At 71.3% G+C, this 18,121-nt stretch carries 18 protein-coding genes and 2 tRNA genes; 12 read left to right on the top strand and 8 right to left on the bottom strand.

Features of this window, described 5'->3' with window-relative positions; genetic code table 11:
• Positions 1-12: 12 nt before the first annotated feature.
• Positions 13-933, top strand: coding sequence for an NAD(P)-dependent oxidoreductase (locus VF825_RS15205; RefSeq protein ID WP_331114794.1), 921 nt, complete (start codon positions 13-15; stop codon positions 931-933).
• The gene (locus VF825_RS15200) at positions 930-1,853 is read left to right on the top strand and encodes an RNA polymerase sigma-70 factor (RefSeq protein WP_331114792.1); all 924 of its coding nucleotides are present in this window, start codon (positions 930-932) and stop codon (positions 1,851-1,853) included. The genes VF825_RS15205 and VF825_RS15200 overlap by 4 nt, the downstream gene beginning before the upstream one ends.
• A gap of 50 nt (positions 1,854-1,903) precedes the next feature.
• On the opposite strand, the gene VF825_RS15195 is transcribed toward VF825_RS15200, so the two are convergent.
• Complete coding sequence (locus VF825_RS15195; RefSeq protein ID WP_331114790.1) at positions 1,904-3,250, bottom strand: lanthionine synthetase LanC family protein; 1,347 nt, start codon at positions 3,248-3,250, stop codon at positions 1,904-1,906.
• A 180-nt stretch (positions 3,251-3,430) separates the two neighbouring features.
• Between VF825_RS15195 and VF825_RS15190 the strand changes: the two genes are divergently transcribed.
• Positions 3,431-3,991 (top strand): dihydrofolate reductase family protein, encoded by a 561-nt coding sequence (locus VF825_RS15190; RefSeq protein WP_331114788.1) that lies wholly within the window; start codon positions 3,431-3,433, stop codon positions 3,989-3,991.
• A 76-nt stretch (positions 3,992-4,067) separates the two neighbouring features.
• Here the strand turns inward: VF825_RS15190 and VF825_RS15185 are convergent, their stop codons facing one another.
• A complete protein-coding gene (locus VF825_RS15185) occupies positions 4,068-5,060 on the bottom strand; it encodes a hypothetical protein (RefSeq protein WP_331114786.1) in 993 nt (330 codons plus the stop codon).
• Between the two features lie 171 nt (positions 5,061-5,231).
• On the opposite strand from VF825_RS15185, the gene VF825_RS15180 reads away from it, so the two are divergent.
• On the top strand, positions 5,232-6,098 hold the full coding sequence (locus VF825_RS15180; protein ID WP_331114784.1) for a GNAT family N-acetyltransferase: 867 nt from the start codon (positions 5,232-5,234) through the stop codon (positions 6,096-6,098).
• Between the two features lie 221 nt (positions 6,099-6,319).
• Positions 6,320-6,991 carry a Type 1 glutamine amidotransferase-like domain-containing protein gene (locus VF825_RS15175; RefSeq protein ID WP_331114782.1) on the top strand — a complete coding sequence of 224 codons (672 nt, stop codon included), beginning with the start codon at positions 6,320-6,322 and terminating at the stop codon, positions 6,989-6,991.
• A 185-nt stretch (positions 6,992-7,176) separates the two neighbouring features.
• Here the strand turns inward: VF825_RS15175 and VF825_RS15170 are convergent.
• Positions 7,177-7,250 (bottom strand) — tRNA-Gly (locus tag VF825_RS15170).
• A gap of 114 nt (positions 7,251-7,364) precedes the next feature.
• Here VF825_RS15170 and VF825_RS15165 point away from each other — a divergent pair.
• Together VF825_RS15165 and VF825_RS15160 are read left to right on the top strand one after the other, a co-directional pair.
• Positions 7,365-7,438: transfer RNA gene (locus tag VF825_RS15165), tRNA-Pro, on the top strand.
• Between the two features lie 180 nt (positions 7,439-7,618).
• Entirely contained in the window at positions 7,619-8,275 is a 657-nt protein-coding gene (locus tag VF825_RS15160) for a hemerythrin domain-containing protein (RefSeq protein ID WP_331114780.1), read from the top strand.
• A 52-nt stretch (positions 8,276-8,327) separates the two neighbouring features.
• Here VF825_RS15160 and VF825_RS15155 read toward each other — a convergent pair whose 3' ends face one another.
• A complete protein-coding gene (locus VF825_RS15155) occupies positions 8,328-9,740 on the bottom strand; it encodes an NAD(P)/FAD-dependent oxidoreductase (RefSeq protein ID WP_331114778.1) in 1,413 nt (470 codons plus the stop codon).
• 194 nt (positions 9,741-9,934) lie between these two features.
• On the opposite strand from VF825_RS15155, the gene tig reads away from it, so the two are divergent.
• Positions 9,935-11,257, top strand: a complete 1,323-nt coding sequence (tig, locus tag VF825_RS15150; RefSeq protein WP_331114776.1) for a trigger factor — start codon at positions 9,935-9,937, stop codon at positions 11,255-11,257.
• Positions 11,258-11,367: 110 nt separating this feature from the next.
• On the opposite strand, the gene VF825_RS15145 is transcribed toward tig, so the two are convergent.
• Positions 11,368-13,035 (bottom strand): ABC transporter permease, encoded by a 1,668-nt coding sequence (locus tag VF825_RS15145; protein ID WP_331114775.1) that lies wholly within the window; start codon positions 13,033-13,035, stop codon positions 11,368-11,370.
• Positions 13,032-13,976, bottom strand: a complete 945-nt coding sequence (locus tag VF825_RS15140) for an ABC transporter ATP-binding protein (RefSeq protein WP_331114772.1) — start codon at positions 13,974-13,976, stop codon at positions 13,032-13,034. Before VF825_RS15140 ends, VF825_RS15145 begins: the two co-directional genes overlap by 4 nt.
• Positions 13,977-14,037: 61 nt before the next feature.
• Here VF825_RS15140 and VF825_RS15135 point away from each other — a divergent pair, with 61 nt between their 5' ends.
• The 4 genes from VF825_RS15135 (at position 14,038) to clpX (ending at position 17,585) form a co-directional block, all read left to right on the top strand.
• Positions 14,038-14,520, top strand: a complete 483-nt coding sequence (locus tag VF825_RS15135; RefSeq protein WP_331114770.1) for a GbsR/MarR family transcriptional regulator — start codon at positions 14,038-14,040, stop codon at positions 14,518-14,520.
• Between the two features lie 166 nt (positions 14,521-14,686).
• The gene (locus tag VF825_RS15130) at positions 14,687-15,265 is read left to right on the top strand and encodes an ATP-dependent Clp protease proteolytic subunit (protein WP_331114828.1); all 579 of its coding nucleotides are present in this window, start codon (positions 14,687-14,689) and stop codon (positions 15,263-15,265) included.
• Positions 15,266-15,304: 39 nt separating this feature from the next.
• Entirely contained in the window at positions 15,305-15,985 is a 681-nt protein-coding gene (locus VF825_RS15125; RefSeq protein WP_414695879.1) for an ATP-dependent Clp protease proteolytic subunit, read from the top strand.
• A 319-nt stretch (positions 15,986-16,304) separates the two neighbouring features.
• Positions 16,305-17,585 (top strand): ATP-dependent Clp protease ATP-binding subunit ClpX, encoded by a 1,281-nt coding sequence (gene clpX / locus VF825_RS15120; protein WP_331114768.1) that lies wholly within the window; start codon positions 16,305-16,307, stop codon positions 17,583-17,585.
• A gap of 86 nt (positions 17,586-17,671) precedes the next feature.
• Here clpX and VF825_RS15115 read toward each other — a convergent pair whose 3' ends face one another.
• Both VF825_RS15115 and VF825_RS15110 read right to left on the bottom strand, forming a co-directional pair.
• A complete protein-coding gene (locus VF825_RS15115; protein ID WP_331114765.1) occupies positions 17,672-17,830 on the bottom strand; it encodes a hypothetical protein in 159 nt (52 codons plus the stop codon).
• 58 nt (positions 17,831-17,888) lie between these two features.
• On the bottom strand, positions 17,889-18,121 hold a 233-nt coding region (locus VF825_RS15110; protein ID WP_331114763.1), incomplete at its 5' end, for a hypothetical protein.

Here is an 18,121-nt window from a genome sequence, read left to right as displayed (position 1 = left end):
AGGGTGATGGTCATGCGGGTGTTCGTGGCAGGAGGAACCGGGGTCATGGGCCAGCGGCTGGTGCCGCAGCTGGTGGCCCGGGGACATCAGGTGACAGCGACGACGTCGCACCCGGGCAAGCTCGGCCTGCTTCGGCAGATGGGCGCCGACGTCGTCGTGATGGACGGGTTGGACGCGGCCTCGGTCGGTGAGGCGGTGGCCGCGGCCGGGCCGGAGGCGATCGTGCACCAGATGACCGCCATCGCGGGCAAGCCGGACATGAAGCACATGGACCGGTGGTTTGCCACCACGAACCGGCTGCGCACCGAGGGGACGGACCACCTGCTGGCTGCGGCCGAGGCGACCGGCGTGCCCCACGTCGTCGCGCAGAGCTACGCCAGCTGGAACGGCATCCGCACGGGCGGCTGGGTCAAGACGGAGGAGGACGAGCTGGACCCCATGACGGGGACGGCCGCCCGCCCGCTGATGGACGCGATCCGCCATCTCGAGGAGGCCGTCATCAGGGCCGGTGGCGCGGCCCTGCGGTACGGCGGGCTCTACGGGCCCGGCGCGACCGACGACCAGGTGGAGCTCGTGCGCAAGCGGCAGTTCCCGCTGGTCGGTGACGGCGCGGGATACTGCTCGTGGGTGCACCTCGACGACGCGGCGAGCGCGACCGTCCTCGCTGTGGAGCAGCGGGTGAGGGGCGTGTTCAACGTCGTCGACGACGAGCCGGCCCCGGCCCGCGAGTGGCTGCCCTACCTCGCGGCGTGTGCTGGCGCGAAGCCACCGATGCGGGTTCCTGCGTGGCTGGCCCGGCTGCTGGCCGGGGACGTCGCGGTGACGATGATGACGCAGGGGCGCGGCTTCTCCAACGCCAAGGCCCGGCACGAGCTCGGCTGGCAGCTGCGCTACCCCTCGTGGCGCCAGGGCTTCGCGGCGGCGCTGGCGTGACCCGGGCCGAGGAGTTCGAGTCGCTGCGGCCGCTGCTGTTCGCGATCGCCTACCGGATCCTGGGCAGCGTCAGCGAGGCCGAGGACGCGGTCCAGGAGACCTGGCTGCGCTACGAGAGGTCCCCGACGTCACCCATGTCGACCAAGGCCTTCCTCTCCGCCGTGGTGACCCGCATCTCGATCGACGTGGTGCGCTCGGCGCGGGTCCGGCGGGAGGAGTATGTCGGGCAGTGGCTCCCCGAGCCCCTGGTCACCGACCCCTACGAGGACCCCGCGCGGTCCGCGGAGCTGGCCGACTCGGTGTCGGTGGCGGCCCTGGTCCTGCTCGAGCGCCTCAGCCCGCTGGAGCGCGCGGTCTTCGTGCTGCGCGAGGTGTTCGGGTTCGGCTTCCCCGAGGTCGCCTCAGCGGTGGACCGGTCGGAGGCGGCCTGCCGCCAGCTCGCGGCGCGGGCTCGGCGTCACATGGACGAAGGCCGCCCCCGGTTCGAGGCGGACCGCCGGGTGCGCGACGAGCTGGCGGCCCGCTTCTTCGACGCCCTCCGAGAGGGCGACGTGGAGGGCCTACGGGAGCTGCTCGCCGCGGACGTCCAGATGGTCGGCGACGGTGGCGGCCGGGCACCCCTGTGGGGCAAGGGCATCTTCGGCCTCGACAACGTGACGCGGGTGCTCGCCTCGACCTTCCCGCTGTTCGTCGAGATCGGGGGGACGGTGGAACCACACGAGGTGAACGGGCAGCCGGGCGCCGTCTTCCGCGACCGGGACGGCAAGGTGCTCAACACCTGGACGCTGGACGTCCTCGACGGGCGAATCCAGGCGATCCACGCGGTCCTCAACCCGGACAAGCTCGGGCACCTGGGTCCGGTGGCGGATGCCTGGGCGGTCCTGCGCGAGGCCAACGAGGTACGCCGGCGTGCGGACTGACCGGACCGTGGGGTCGGGCGCGGGCCTGGCGGCGCCGCGCCGCCTGCAGGTCAGCAGCGACCGCCGGAGGCCTGGTCCATGGGCAGCGCCCACCAGTTGTCCATGCGCGGGACGGCGGCGGCGTCCGGCCCGTCGTCCAGGAGGCGGCTGAGCCGGAAGAGGAAGGCCGCCATGCCGGCCGCGCCCTGCATCCAGCCCACGCCCGGCGGGAGGAGTGGCTCGGGCGCCCGGTGCTCGACGAACTGCCAGTAGACGTGGGGCCCGTCGTGGACCGCGCGCTCGACGAGGGCGTCGGCGAGCTCGATCGCGAACTCCAGGTCCACCTCGTCACGGGCTCGCTGCCAGGAGTCGAGGAACACCTCGCCCACCCCGGCAGTGCCGCAGCAGCGACCGTCGTTGTCCCAGAAGCCCGGACGCAGGCGGGCGGGGAGGCCGGAGATCCGCACGCTGTGCAGGCATCGCCGATGCCACGACAACGGTCCCTCGCCCGCGACGTCGTGGACGCCCGCCCGGTGCAGCGCGGGGAAGAGCAGCGAGGTGCCCGTCGGGCCATGGCACCAGGTGTAGGTCACGTCCTCGAAGTCGGGCAGCGTGGGGATGTGGAGGGGGAGGACGAAACCCTTCCCGCTCGTGTCGCCCAACGTCACCAGGTGCTCGGCGCCGCTGCGCGCAGCGGCCGTCAGGTCGGGGCGATCGAGCTCGGAGCCGGCGCACGCCAGGGCGGTCGCGATACCGGCCAGGCCGTGGGAGAAGTTGGGCATCTGCGGAGAGGGGGTGGGCCGGAAGCGTTGGGGCGCCATGAGCCAGTTGGTCCCCGTCGGCAGGTGCTCGGCATCGGAGAGGAGCACCTGGGCGGCGTGCCCGGCGACAGCCGCGGCGCCGGGGGCGCCGTGGCGCCCGGCCCACAGCGCGGCCAGCAGCACCCCGCCGGTTCCCAGGGTGGCGTCGTGGATGCGGGTGTCGGGCAGGTATCGCGGTGGGCCCAGCACCGTCTGCGGCCAACCGTCGGGCGTGGCCAGGTCTGCGATTCGGGCGATGGCCGCGTCCACGCCGGGCTCCTGGAGCGCGATGAGGACGCCGATCGCGCTGGGGAGCCCGTCGAAGAAGGTGCAGTCCTCCTCGTCGGCGATCCCCAGCCGCAGCCGGTCGGCCACCGCCCCGGCGAGGGTGTGCTCCTCATCGGTCCAGGCACGCGTCAGGCGGATCTCGGCCAGGACGTAGGCCAGGCCGCCCACACCGCTGTGCATCCCGTCCCGTTGCCCAGGCACCTGCGGGACCTCACCCGGCGTCACCGACTCGGGGATCCAGGGCCCGTCCTCCCACCGCACCTGGTCCAGCACCCACCGCCAGGCGTCATCGGCCAGCCGGCGGTAGGCGTCATGAGGGCGCACGGTCACCTGGGGATCATGGCATCGCAGAAATCGGTTGTCCGCACCTCCGGCGTGGGTGACCCGGCGTGTGAGCTCGTGATCGCGTGATCGCGGACGTCCTGGCCCACCACGACCAGTGCAGCTGACGCGCTGACCCGGCACCATGGTCGGGGACGACGACGTGAGGCACAGAGAGGGAGGTCTCAGGTGGCCAGGCTGATCTACTCTGCGCTCGCGTCACTGGACGGGTACGTGGAGGACGCGCAGGGCGGCTTCGGGTGGGCGGCCCCCGATGACGAGGTCCACGCATTCGTCAACGAGCTCGAACGGCCGATCGGCACGTACCTCTACGGGCGTCGGATGTACGAGACGATGGTGTACTGGGAGACCGTTGACACCAGCGGCGATCAACCCGCGGTCATCAAGGACTACGCCCAGATCTGGCGAGCGGCCGAGAAGATCGTGTACTCCCGGACCCTCCAGTCGCCCTCGAGCGCGCGGACACGGATCGAGCGCGACGTCGATCCGGCCGCGATCCGGCAGCTCAAGGAGTCCTCGGCCCGCGACATCTCCATTGGCGGTGCGGAACTCGCGGGTGAGGCAATAGCCAAGGGCCTGGTCGATGAGTGCCACCTGTTCCTGTGCCCGGTTCTCGTCGGGGGCGGCAAGCGCGCCCTGCCCGCCGATGTTCGCGTCCAGCTCGAGCTCTTGGCCGAGCACCGCTTCCGCAGCGGTGTCGTGCACCTGCATTACGGGCTGCGCGACTGAGAGGTCGGGATGGCGCGAACAACAAGGTGTTTCCGGGCCCTTCCTCCGCGTGTAGCCGGGCTGCTGGCATCACCCCTCAGCCGCGCGCGTCCCACCAACCGAGCACCCGTGTCGCCCTGAGCGTGTTCCATCGGCTGGGTCGCCCGTCGCCGTCCTCGAGCTCGACGTGGACTGCGCCGCGGTGGGTGTTCTCCAGCAGCCAGGTGCCGTCGTCCTGACGCTTGCGGCGGACGAGCTCGATCGCCTCACCGAGACGCGGGTCGCGGATGTCGGCCAGCCGGAAGTAGTCCAACGCCCGCAGGACGTCGTAGTGCCACCGGGTGGGGAACGAGAACTGCAGCCACGCGTCGACGGCTACCTCGCCGGTGCTCTTGCGACGGAAGAGGGCGCGGTCGAGCAGGTACTGCTCCCCGCCGCGACGGGCGGCGCGCAGCTGCGGCGACCCACCGGTGGCCCGCTCGCACTCGAGCAGACCCTCAAGGACGCAGATGGTCGACGCGAACGACGACACCGTGGCGCCGTTCTCGGTCCAGCAGTTCCAGCCGCCGTCGTCGAGCTGGTCGGCGAGCAGGCGAGCGACGATGACCTCGACGTCGGCTCCGAAGTAGGCGCCCAGGGTCACCGTGCGGCCGTTGATGCACGGCTCGACCTCGCCGTCGAAGAAGGGCAGGTCGTCGTACTCCCAGCGGCAGTTCGCCTGGACCAGGGAGGTCATCTCGCGGGCAACGTCGGTGGACGGGTCGAGCCCGAAGTCGTAGAGCTCCATCATCGCCGGCAGGGTGGAGGTCCACGGCTGGCTGCCCTCCTGCGGCGGCTCGCCGCGACCCCGGCCCGGGAAGCAGGCACCGCCCATCCACTGGCCGTCCGGGTCCCGGGCGGCCAGCAACCGGGCGCCCCAGCCCTCGGTCGCCACGCGCGCGCGTTCCTCGGCCACCGCGGCAGTGGGCGCACCGGTCAGGTCCCGCAGGACCTGCCACCGGATCGCCGGGTCGGAGTCGAGCAACCAGTCCAGCGGAGCCGTCGTCACGTCCTGCGTGTCGGCGCTCCCACCCAGCGCGTCGTCGTCCATGGTTGTCAATGTATGGCGCGTTCCGGACGGTATGAGGCCGGAATGGACCTCTGCCCGGCCGGCGACCTCCCCGTTCGCTGCGGCCCGGCAAGCCACCACCGGCCGAGGCCGGGCAGCGGGGCGCGGCAAAACCATGTGCGCCGTCGCCGCCATGTCGAGTTGGATCGGCGCATGTCGATCACGCTGCAGACCGCGACTGTCGCCTCGCTGGACGCGGTCGCCGAGGCGGTAGCGTCCTGGCAGCAGGATGGCGGGCCGGTCCAGCTTCATCCGGGAGACCTTGGGTGGAACTGGAGCCTGGGCGCGGCGGAGCTGGCTGGGTCCATGCGGGTGTGGCGTCGTGACGGGCAGATCCTGGCCGTGGGGCTTCTGGACGATGCGGGGTTGATCCGTATGGGCATCGCACCGAGCGTCGATCAGGACGACGCGTTCGCGTCAGAGCTGCTCGCCGATCTGTCGGACAGCGCGCGTGGGGTGCTGCCCGCCGGCAACGCGTTTGTGGAGGCCCGGTCCGGCACTGCCTTTCGAGGACTCCTCGCCGCCAGGGGCTGGCTGCCCGACGAGCCGTGGACGCCACTGTGTCGTGACCTCACAGACACGGTGGAGGACTGCGGCCTCAGGGTTGAGGTCACGGGTAAGCACAACGTTCAGGAGCGGGTCGCGGTGCAGCGGGCATCGTTCCCCAACTCGGCGTTCACCCTGAAGCGCTGGCACACGATGGCCGCCGCCCCGCCATACCGTCGGGCCCGGTGCCTGGTCGGGTACGACGCGAACGCGGCCGCGGTCGCCGCGGTGACGGTCTGGTCGGCCGGACAGGGACGGCCGGGCCTGCTCGAACCACTGGGCGTTCACCGGGACCACCGCGGCCGCGGGTACGGCACGGCCATCTCGCTGGCGGCGGCCACGGCGCTGCGAGAGATGGGGGCGTCCAGCGCGACCGTGTGCACACCGAGCAGCAACGTCGGCGCCGTGGCGACCTACGCTTCGGCCGGCTTCCGAAGGCTCCCGGACGTCACCGACTTCCGCCGCGCCAGCTGATCTCGTGAGCGGATGCAGCGGATGGGCGACACGAGCATGCGTGCCGCTCTTGTCGACAGCCCGCCACCGACGAGCGGCCGGGCCGGGCGGCTGCCCTCAGGGCTGGGCGCGATCGAGGTCGAGGGGTTGCGTGTTCCCGAAGCCAGATTGAGCTGATTGGTGCAGCCCGCGCGCGGTCTTGAGCCGGTAGTGTCGGCCCGACCGTGAACTTGGGGGACATCGTGAAGCTCTTACTCACGTCCGGCGGCGTCACGAACACGAGCATCCGCGATGCGCTGGTGGACCTGCTGGGCAAGCCGATCGCCGACTCCAACGCCCTGTGCATCCCCACGGCGCAGTACGGACACCCCTGGTGCGGCCCTGGCGTCAAAGCCTGGCAGTTCATCAGCGGGAACTCCGAGAACCCCATGGTCGACCTGGGCTGGAAGTCCGTGGGCGTGCTGGAGCTCACCGCGCTGCCCAGCATCGACGAAGAGCGCTGGGTACCTCTGGTCCGGGAGACGGATGTCCTGCTCGTGGCGGGTGGCGACGCCCTCTATCTGTGCCACTGGATGCGGCAGTCCGGGCTGGCCGACCTGCTTCCGTCGCTGCAGGACACCGTCTGGGTGGGACTGAGCGCCGGGAGCATGGTGATGACCCCCAGGATCGGCGAGGACTTCGTCGAATGGAGATCGCCGACCGGTGATGACAGCACATTGGGCATCGTCGACTTCTCGATCTGTCCCCACCTGGCCCAGGAGGGCATGCCGGGCAACTCCATGGCCGAGGCCGAAAAGTGGGCGGCCGACATCGCGGGTCCGGCATACGTCATCGACGACCAGACGGCCATCCAGGTGGTTGACGGCACCGTCGAAGTCATCTCCGAGGGGCACTGGAAGCTGCTTTCCCCCTGACACCGGGAGGCTCAGTCGACCGGCAGTCCGAAGCCGCCGCTTCACCCTCGCGAGTCGCGCCAGTCGCTCGAGGACGACACTCCGGAGACATGAGTGGGCACGTGTCGGGCACGTCGGCCCAATTGGTCGCCTGAAACGACGAAGCCGCAGGTCGGGTTTGGGCCCGTGACCTGCGGCTTTCGTGGTGGAGCGGGTGACGGGAATCGAACCCGCATGACCAGCTTGGAAGGCTGGGGCTCTGCCATTGAGCTACACCCGCGCGACACCGCCGTCGAGGGCGGGGTTGCGGGGCGTTAGCCTAATGCCCGCTGTCGCACGTTCCGAAATCCGACCTCGTGACGGGGTGTCGAGTGGGGGTCACGGCCGCAGCACACGGGGTATGGCGCAGCTTGGTAGCGCGTCCGCTTTGGGAGCGGAAGGCCGCCGGTTCGAATCCGGCTACCCCGACCCTGCACGTCCCGATCTTCTCGTTGCGCCAGAGGCGATTTCGGCAAACGCCCACGCCGTGCCCGTGGCCCGTCCTACGCTTCCACTGCCCGGGGTGCTCCCGGGTGGCGGGGCAGACACGCGGGGGGCGGCACCAGCACACCACCGGCTGCTCGGTCGTCGACGCTGCAAGGGGTGCCCATGTCCGAGACGGTTGCCGAGGCCCGGCCCGACACCAGCGAGGCAGTTGCTCTCCACCAGGTCTTCCGCGACGCGCTCGAGTCGGCCTCCGACCTCGTGGCCGGTGCCGTGGTCGAGCGTCCCGAGGCAGCGGAGGCGGTGGCCGGTTACTACGGCAACGTCCTGGCCTTCCTGCGCGCCCACCATGAGGCCGAGGACGCAGCGCTGTGGCCCCGGCTGCGCGAGCGCTGCCCGGACGAGGCGATGCTGCCGGTGGTCATCGCCGAGCACGAGGCCCTCGACAGCACGCTGACCCGCGCCGAGCACGCCCTGGTGCAGTTCTCGACCGAGCCCACCGCACAGTGGGGCGGCCACCTCGTCGGCGCGCTGCTCACTCTGCAGTTCGAGCTCGAGGCCCTCCTGACCAGCGAGGAGCGCGAGATCCTGCCCCTGGCCGCGGAGCACCTCAGCATCGAGGAGTGGGCCGAGATCACCCCGCTGGCCTTCGCGGCCTTCGGCGGCGACCGCCCCTGGCTCGCCCTCGGGCTCGTGCTGGACGCCTCGACCGAGGCCGTGGCCGCGTCGCTGCTCGAGCGCCTGCCCGAGGACGTCCGCGCCGCCTGGCAGGGCGAGGACCAGGCCCGCTACGAGACCTTTCTGGCCGAGCTGCGCGGCTGACAAGCCGTATGTCGGTCGCGCCCCTCCCGGTCGCGCGAGTCGCCCGGGTGCGTCACAGGCCATAGTGCTCCAGCAGCCGCAGCCAGATCTCGCTCATCGTCGGGAACGAGGGCACCACGTGCCACAGCCGCTCCAGCGGCACCTCCCCGACGACCGCGATACCGGCGCCGTGGACCATCTCGGCGGTGTCCTGCCCCACGAACGTCGCCCCGACCACCACCCGCCGACCCTCGTCGACCACGATCTGGGCGTAGCCCTCGTACTCGTCGGCCTGCAGCCCCGCACCCGACGCCGCCCGCATCTTGACGTTGACCACGCGGACGTCCATCCCGCGCTCGCGGGCGGCGGCCTCGGTCAGGCCCACCGAGCTCACCTCGGGGTCGGTGAACACCACCTGCGGGGCCCCGAGGTGGTCCGCCCAGGCGCGCATCCCGGGCCCGTCGGTGGGCCTGCCGGCTCCGCGTGCGGCGATGACGTCGCCGGCCACGCGGGCCTGGTACTTGCCCATGTGGGTCAGCAGGTTGCGCCCGGTGACGTCGCCGACGGCATACAGCCAGTCACCCGGCACCGAGGTGACCCGCATCGAGTCGTCGACGATGACGAAGCCGGACCCGTCGACCTCGGCTCCGACGACCTCCAGGCCGAGGTCGGCGGTGTTGGGCGTGCGGCCCATCGCCGCCATGACCTCGTCCCCGGCCACCGTGGTGCCGTCCGAGAGCGTCACGGTCGCCTCGCCGCCGGGCTCGGGCCGCGACACCGCCGTTACGGAGATCCCCAGCCGCACGTCGACACCCTCACGTGCCAGGGCCACCGCGACGAGCGAGGAGGCGAACGGCTCCGAGCGTCCGAGCAGGCGCGGGCCGCGCTCGACCAGCGTCACCCGTGACCCGAGCGCGCTGTAGATCTGCGCGGTCTCGCAGGCCACCACGCCGCCACCGAGGATGACGAGGCGCTCGGGGACGGTGGAGGACGTCGTCGCCTCGATGTTGGTCCACGGCTTGGCGTCGCGCAGGCCGGGCAGGTCCGGGACGGTGGGGGAGGTGCCCGTGGCCACCACGACCGCGGCGCCCGCCCGGAACGTCGTGCCGTCGACCTCGACCAGGCGCTCGCCGACGAGCCGTCCCGTGCCGCGCACCAGGGCGATGCCGGCCGAGTCCAGCCAGCTCACCGCGCCGCTGTCGTCGAGGTCGGAGATCCAGTAGTCACGCCGCGCCATCACCTCGCCCGGCACGAGGTGGGCCCCGGCCACGCCGCGCACCCGCTGCGCCGCGTGAGCCGCGTGCACCGGGCGCAGCATCGCCTTGGACGGGGTGCACGCATAGAAGCTGCACTCGCCCCCGACGAGCCGGCGCTCGACGACCATGACCTTCAGCCCGCTGCGCCCGGCCCGGTCGGCGGCGTTCTCGCCCACCGCGCCGGCGCCGATCACGATCACGTCGAAGGACTCGTCCACCGCATCGCTCATGGCCTGACGCTAACCCCGGTATGCCGTGCCGTCGCCCCGGGGCGGGGGCCCAACCGGGCGGCCGGGGGCCCGGGGCCGGGGTGCGCCCCGCGTGGAGGGCATTTCAGCCCATCCGGCGCGTGTGGATACCATGGCCTGTCCTCTCGGCTCCGGGCCGAGCCTTCCTGATGCCCACACCCTTGGAGTAACCCGCAGTGAAGAGTGCCGTCGAGACCCTCAACCCGACCCGGGTCAAGCTGACCGTCGAGGTCCCCTTCGAGGAGCTCAAGCCGAGCCTCGATGCGGCTTACAAGACGATCGCGTCGCAGATCTCCGTGCCCGGCTTCCGCCAGGGCAAGGTCCCGGCCCGCATCATCGACCAGCGCGTCGGCCGTGGCGCCGTGCTCCAGGAGGCCGTCAACGACGCGCTGCCCAAGTTCTACGGCCAGGCCGTCGAGGAGAACAAGGTCCGCCCGCTCGGCCAGCCCGAGCTCGACGTGACCGAGGTCCCGGCCGAGGACGGCCAGGAGCTGAAGTTCACCATCGAGGTCGACGTCCGCCCCGAGATCACCCTGCCCGACTACGAGGGCCTGGCCATCGAGGTCGACGAGGTCGCGGCGAGCGACGAGGACATCGAGGAGCGCCTGACCTCCCTGCGCCAGCGCTTCGGCACCCTGACCGGTGTCGACCGCGAGGCCCAGACCGGTGACTTCGTCTCCATCGACCTGACCGCCACCATCGGCGAGGACGAGATCGACGCGGTCAAGGGCATCTCCTACGAGATCGGCACCGGCAACATGCTCGACGGCCTCGACGAGGCCCTGGTCGGCATGAAGGCCGAGGAGACCAAGACCTTCACCGCCCCGCTCGCCGGTGGCGACCGCGAGGGCGAGGACGCCGAGATCACCGTGACCGTGCAGTCGGTCAAGGAGCGCGTCCTGCCCGAGCTCGACGATGACTTCGCCCAGCTCGCCTCCGAGTTCGACACCCTCGAGGAGCTCAAGGCCGACGTGCAGGCCCAGGCCGAGCGCGCCAAGAAGTTCGAGCAGGGCGTCCAGGCCCGCGACAAGGTCCTCGAGCACCTGCTCGACAACACCGAGATCCCGGTGCCCGACGCCCTCGTCGAGGCCGAGGTGCACAGCCACCTCGAGAACGAGGACCGCCTCGAGGACGACGAGCACCGCGCCGAGGTCCAGGAGAGCGCCCGCAAGGCCCTGCGCGCCCAGTTCCTCCTCGACGCCATCGTCGAGAAGGAGGAGGTCAGCGTCGGCCAGCCCGAGCTGATCGAGTACCTCGTCATGTCCGCCTCGCAGTACGGCATGGACCCCAACGAGTTCGCCAAGGCCGTCGACGAGGCCGGCCAGATCCCGGCCATGGTCGCCGAGGTCGCCCGCCGCAAAGCCCTGGCCACGGTTCTGGAGAAGGCCGCCGTCAAGGACACCGCCGGCAACGAGGTCGATCTCAACGAGCTCAACGTCGAGCTGGCCGACACCACCGGCGAGGCGATCGAGGGCCACGAGGGCCACGACCACGCCTGATCCGGCGCCGGTCGCCTGACCGGCACCACACCACCGCGTATGCCGCGGCCGGGACCCCCGGTCGCGGCATACGCGTTTCCGGGGCCGCACGGGGCGGCCGGAGCGGGGGCTCAGCCCACGTCGCGGCGACGGAAGGCCTCGATGCCGAGCACCATCAGCGCGAGGCCGACGACGGCCAGCCACACCAGCGGGGTCGCGCTGAAGGCGCCGCCGGGTAGCCGCGGGGTGTGCGCGAACGGGGAGAGGTCCATGACCCGTTGGTCGAGCTCGAAGATCGGCCCCAGCTCGCCGATGAGCAGGAACGCCACCAGGAGTGCCCAGGCGACGCTGACCAGGCGCGGCAGCAGGCCGAACACGGTGACGGCGATGCCGATCATCACCAGCACCGCGGGCACCTGGGCCAGCGCGGCCAGGAACAGCCGACCGACCTGCCCGTAGTCGCCCAGCGAGCCGGCTGCCGACAGGCCCATGGTCAGGCCGACGACGGCCAGCAGCCAGACCGCGCCGAGGACGGCGACCGTGAGGTGGCTGAGCACCCACCGGCGCCGGCCCAGGGCGGTGGCGAGCAGCGACTCGGCGTGCAGCGCGTCCTCCTCCGCGTGCAGGCGCAGGACCGCCGAGATGCCGAACACCGAGACCATGATCGCGACCACCGCGAGCTCGGTCCCGAAGAACGCGTCGACCAGCCCGGACTGCCCGCCCAGCTTGACGATGAAGTCCCGGGCGCCGGGGGAGTCCAGGAAGGACCGGACGCTGTCGGCCAGGCTGCCGACGATGGTGCCCATGATCGCGAACCCCGCCGTCCAGGCCAGCAGCATCCCGCGCTGAAGGCGCAGGGCCAGACCGAAGGACCCGGGGAGCCAGCGCGTCGCCTCGGGCCGTCCGGGGCGGTCGGCGAACAGCCCGGCCCCCAGGTCGCGACGCCCGGCGAGGGCATAGGCGCCGGCGACGGCCAGGCCGCTGAACGCCAGGCCGAGCAGGAACACCCACCAGCGGACACCGGCGAAGGGGCGCACCTGCTGCGCCCAGCCGACGGGTGAGAGCCACGAGGCCCATTGCGGGCCGTGGGTGTCGGAGACGTCGCCGATGGCCCGCAGCAGGTAGGTCGCGCCCAGCACCGCAGCCGTCAGTCCGGTCGCGGCACGGGCGCCCGCGGTGAGCTGGGCCATGACGGCTGCCACGGCGGCGAACGAGACGCCGGTGAGCGCCCAGGACAGCCCGAACGCGAGCGACCCGGTCAGCGGCAGCCCCGCCATGACCAGGCTCAGGCCGGTGAGGACGCCGAGCGTGAGCGCTGTGCCCATGGTGACGACCAGGGCAGCGGTCAGTGGGGCGAGCCGGCCCACGACCCCGGCGCCGAGCAGCTCCAGGCGTCCGGCCTCCTCCTCGCCGCGGCTGTGGCGCACGAGCAGGATCATCGTCAGCACCGCGACGAGCGCCGCGCCCATGGCGTTGACCTTGAACATGGCGACGGCGCCGGCGGAGTCGATGTCGAGCACCTTGCCGTAGAGCGCGACCATCGCCGGGTTGGCGTTGATCGTGACGCCGATCTCGCGGCGGGAGACGATGTCGGGGTAGAGCGTCAGGGTGCTCGAGGCGGTGGTGCCGGCCAGCACGACGAAGACGGCCAGCCACACCGGGATCAGCACGCGGTCGCGGCGGAGCGCGAGGCGCACCAACGGCCACGCGCCGGTGAACGAGCCCCCGGCCGTGGTGGCGGCGGCCGGTCGCGCGGCCCGCAGCGTGCCGCGGGCGCCGGCCGAGGTGCCGGTGCTCATCGTGCTCCACCCGTGCCGGTCGGGACGTGGTTGCCGTTGGCGGCCAGCTCGTCGCTGTAGTGCCGCAGGAACAGCTCCTCCAGGGTGGGCGGCTGGCTCACCAGGCTGCGGATGCCCGCCTGGGACAGGCGGCGCAGGACGGTGTCGAGGTGGTCGGAGTCGACCTGGCCGGCGACCAGGGCCCCGTCCGCACGGTGCTCGACCTGCAGGTCGTGCAGCCCGGGCAGTCCCTCCAGCCCCTCGGGCAGGGTCGCGACCTCCGCGGTCAGCGACGTGCGCGTGAGGTGGCGCAGCTCGGCCAGCGTGCCGGTCTCGGCGGTGCGCCCGTGCCGGATGATGCTCACCCGGTCGGACAGCGCCTCGGCCTCGGCGAGGATGTGGCTGGACAGCAGGACGGTCCGGCCGCGGTCACGCTCCTCGTCGATGCACTGGCGGAACACCTCCTCCATCAGCGGGTCCAGCCCCGCGGTGGGCTCGTCGAGCAGCAGCAGCTCCACGTCGGAGGCCAGGGCGGCCACGAGCGCCACCTTCTGCCGGTTGCCCTTGGAGTAGGCACGGCCCTTCTTGCCCGGGTCGAGCTCGAAGCGCTCCAGCAGGTCCCGGCGGCGCTGCGGGTCGAGGTTGCCGCGCAGCCGCCCGAGCAGGTCGATGACCTCTCCACCGGTCAGGTTGGGCCACAGCGACACGTCACCGGGCACGTAGGCCAGGCGGCGGTGCAGGGTCGTCACGTCGCGCCAGGGGTCACCGTCGAGCAGCCGCACGTCACCCGCGTCGGCACGCAGCAGGCCCAGCAGCACCCGCAGCGTGGTCGTCTTGCCCGCGCCGTTCGGGCCGAGGAACGCGTGCACCTCACCGCGGCGCACCTGCAGGTCGAGCCCGTCGAGGGCGCGGGTGCTGCCGAACGTCTTCACCAGGCCGGAGACCTCTATCGCCAGATCCATGCCACCGACGCTACTCTTGCTTCAGAAAACTGTGAAGATTCAAAAACTCAAGGTGGTGTCCATGTCCGGGCAGCCGGAGGCGCGCCTGCGCCAGTTCGTCGAGGACTTCGCGTCCACCCTGGTCAGCGCAGGGGTGCCGCGCATGCCCTCACGGGTCTTCAGCTGCCTGCTGGTCAGCGACTCCGGGCGCCTGACCGCCGGTGAGCTCGCCGAGCGGCTGCAGGTCAGCGCGGCCGCGGTCTCCGGCGCCATCCAGTACCTCGAGACGGTCCAGCTCGTCCGGCGCACCCGGGAGCCGGGATCGCGGCGCGACCAGTACGTCGTGGAGCACGACGTCTGGTACCAGGCCACGGTCAGCCAGGACGCGCTGCTGACCCGCTGGATCGACCAGCTCGACACGGGGATCGCCCTGGTGGGGGAGGGCTCCGAGGCGGGGGCGCGGCTGAGCGAGACGCAGGACTTCTTCACCTTCCTGCGCGAGGAGATGACCCGGCTGATCGAGCGCTGGGAGCAGCGCAAGCGGCTGCGCACCACCGCCTCCTGAGCGCGGGGGTTGTGCGCTCACGGCGAACAGCGCGCCCACACGGGATTCACCGGGCAGGGCCGGGCGTTAGGGTCATCGCAAGGATCGAGAGAACCCGCACCCCCGCGCTACAGATGGAGACACGGTGAGCCACAGCAGCGAGGTCGTCGCCGCAGCCAACGGTCAGATGGCCGGCCTGGACGACCACATCTACAACCGTCTGCTCAAGGAGCGGATCATCTTCCTCGGCTCCGAGGTGCGCGACGACAACGCCAACGCGATCTGCGCGCAGCTCCTCCTGCTGGCCGCCGAGGACCCCAACGCCGACATCTGGCTCTACATCAACAGCCCCGGCGGCTCGGTCACCGCGGGCATGGCCATCTTCGACACCATGCAGTGGGTGCCCAACGACGTCGCCACCGTGGCGATGGGCCTGGCGGCCAGCATGGGCCAGTTCCTGCTCAGCGCCGGCGCCCGTGGCAAGCGCTTCGCGACCCCGCACGCCCGCGTGATGATGCACCAGCCCTCCGGCGGCATCGGCGGCACCGCCTCGGACATCAAGATCCAGGCCGAGCAGATGCTGCACATCAAGAAGCAGATGGCCGGGCTCATCGCCGAGCACACCGGCCAGTCCGTCGAGCAGATCGAGAAGGACTCCGACCGCGACCGCTGGTTCACCGCGGAGGAGGCCAAGGACTACGGCTTCGTCGACCACGTCTACACCCACGCCGGCCAGGCACCGGGTGGCGGCGGCACGACCAGCTGACCCACCGCCATACCGACGCCTGATATTGGAGCAACAGCAATGACCCAGAACCCGTATGGCGGCCTCCACGTCCCGCAGATGGGCGGCGGCCTGCACGTCCCCGGCCCGAGCAGCCGCTACATCCTGCCGCAGTTCGAGGAGCGCACCTCCTACGGCATGAAGCGGCTCGACCCCTATACCAAGCTCTTCGAGGACCGCATCATCTTCCTCGGCGTGCAGGTCGACGACGCCTCGGCCGACGACATCATGGCGCAGCTGGTCGTCCTGGAGTCCCAGGACCCCGACCGCGACATCATCATGTACATCAACAGCCCCGGCGGCTCGTTCACGGCGCTGACGGCGATCTACGACACCATGCAGTACATCCGCCCCGACATCCAGACGTTCGTGCTGGGCCAGGCCGCCTCGGCCGCGGCGGTGCTGCTGGCGGCCGGCGCCCCCGGCAAGCGCTACGCCCTGCCCAACGCGCGCGTGCTGATCCACCAGCCGGCGATGGCCGGCGGCGACTACGGCCAGGCCAGCGACATCGAGATCCAGGCCAACGAGGTGCTGCGCATGCGCACCTGGCTGGAGGAGACGCTGGCCAAGCACACCGGCCGCAGCGTCGAGCAGATCGAGACCGACATCGAGCGCGACAAGATCCTCACGGCCGACATGGCCAAGGAGTACGGCATCGTCGACGAGGTCCTCGCCAGCCGCAAGGCCTCGCTGCAGGCCTGAGCGACGCCCTCCGGGCGACCCTGACGGTCCCCGGTCCCAGGCAGGTATGCCGTGGGGCCGGGGACCGTTCGCATCCGTCCCGTCGCAGGTGGCCGGGGTCCCCGAGGGGTGGGGTGGGCGCGCGGCGGGCGACCACCCGGCATACCGTGGCCACCGTGAAGACCATCCCTGTCCACCTTGTCCGCTGTTGGCGGACAAGCCGTGACGGACGGCCGACACCGGCGTCTAATGAGACGTGGACGGGACCTTGCGAGGTACCGTCATCCATCACCGCAAGCAGCACCAGACGTGGTATTCACCCGACAGGAAGGACCGCCCCGTGGCACGCATCGGAGACGGTGGCGATCTCTTGAAGTGCTCCTTCTGCGGCAAGAGCCAGAAGCAGGTCAAGAAGCTGATTGCGGGCCCCGGGGTCTACATCTGCGACGAGTGCATCGACCTGTGCAACGAGATCATCGAGGAGGAGCTGGCGGAGTCCTCCGAGCTGGGCCTGGACGAGCTGCCCAAGCCGCGCGAGATCTTCGAGTTCCTCGAGCAGTACGTCGTCGGCCAGGACGTGGCCAAGAAGGCCCTCGCCGTGGCCGTCTACAACCACTACAAGCGCATCCAGGCCGGTGAGAGCGCCAAGAAGGGCGACGACGCGGTCGACATCGCCAAGTCCAACATCCTGCTCATCGGGCCGACCGGCTGCGGCAAGACCTACCTGGCCCAGACGCTGGCGCGGATGCTCAACGTGCCGTTCGCCATCGCCGACGCGACCGCGCTGACCGAGGCCGGCTACGTCGGCGAGGACGTCGAGAACATCCTGCTCAAGCTCATCCAGGCCGCGGACTACGACGTGAAGAAGGCCGAGACGGGCATCATCTACATCGACGAGGTCGACAAGATCGCCCGCAAGAGCGAGAACCCCTCGATCACCCGGGACGTCTCCGGAGAGGGCGTGCAGCAGGCGCTGCTGAAGATCCTCGAGGGCACGACGGCCTCGGTGCCGCCGCAGGGCGGGCGCAAGCACCCGCACCAGGAGTTCATCCAGATCGACACGACCAACGTGCTGTTCATCGTCGGCGGCGCGTTCGCCGGCCTGGAGAAGCTCATCGAGTCGCGGTCGGGCAAGAAGGGGCTGGGCTTCGGCTCCCAGCTGCACACCGCCAGGGACGCCGGCGAGAGCTACGGCGACGTGATGCCCGAGGACCTCATGAAGTTCGGGCTCATCCCCGAGTTCATCGGCCGCCTGCCGGTCATCACGACGGTCTCGCCGCTGGACCGCGACGCCCTGGTGCGGATCCTCACCGAGCCCCGCAACGCCCTCGTGAAGCAGTACCACCGCATGTTCGACATCGACAACGTCGAGCTGGAGTTCACCGACGACGCGATCGAGGCCGTTGCCGAGCAGGCACTGCTGCGCGGCACCGGCGCCCGCGGGCTCCGCGCGATCATGGAGGAGGTGCTGCTGCCGGTGATGTTCGACGTGCCCAGCGACGACGACATCGCCCGCGTGGTGGTCACCCGCGAGGTCGTCCTCGACAACGTCAACCCCACGATCGTGCGCCGGGACGTGCCGGCGCGGCCGAAGCGCGCGCCGCGCAAGGAGTCGGCCTGAGCCGTGGGTGCCTGAGCGAAGACGAGGCCCGGGAAGCGTGTCGCTTCCCGGGCCTCGCCGTTCCCCCCTGCTCGTGAGGCGCGACGTCAGCGCTTGAGGCCGGTGCCGTGGCCGTGCTGCCCGTGCAGGCACGGGCTGTGGGTCGTCGCCGTGGACGGGCTCGTCAGGGTGACCTGCGAGGACGGCGCCGCCAGCCCGGCGAAGACGACCAGCCCGGCCAGAACCATGTTCGCGATGTGGTTCATCTGTGTTCCCCCTGCTGCGCTGCGCGGTCCCGACTCGGGAGCCCCGCGCAGTCCGACGCTACGCGGCGTCGCTCGTGTCGTGACCGGACTTGACCATTTGCTGACCTTCCCGGCCAGTGCCGGGACGGCGTGGGGCGGCGCGCCACCACAGCCCCACCCCCGCGAGGGCCAGCAGCGCCAGGACGGTGAGGGCGACCCGGCCCTCGGGGTGGATCGCGGCCCCGGCGCGGGCCAGGCCCCAGACGCCGGCGGTCAGCAGGCCCACCGCCGCCAGGCGCAGGGTCCAGCGAC

It is taken from the genome of Oryzihumus sp. (assembly GCF_036391795.1).
GTDB lineage: Bacteria > Actinomycetota > Actinomycetes > Actinomycetales > Dermatophilaceae > Oryzihumus.
The sequence above is the reverse complement of the archived record's forward strand: the minus strand, read 5'-3'. Positions and strand labels throughout refer to the sequence as shown.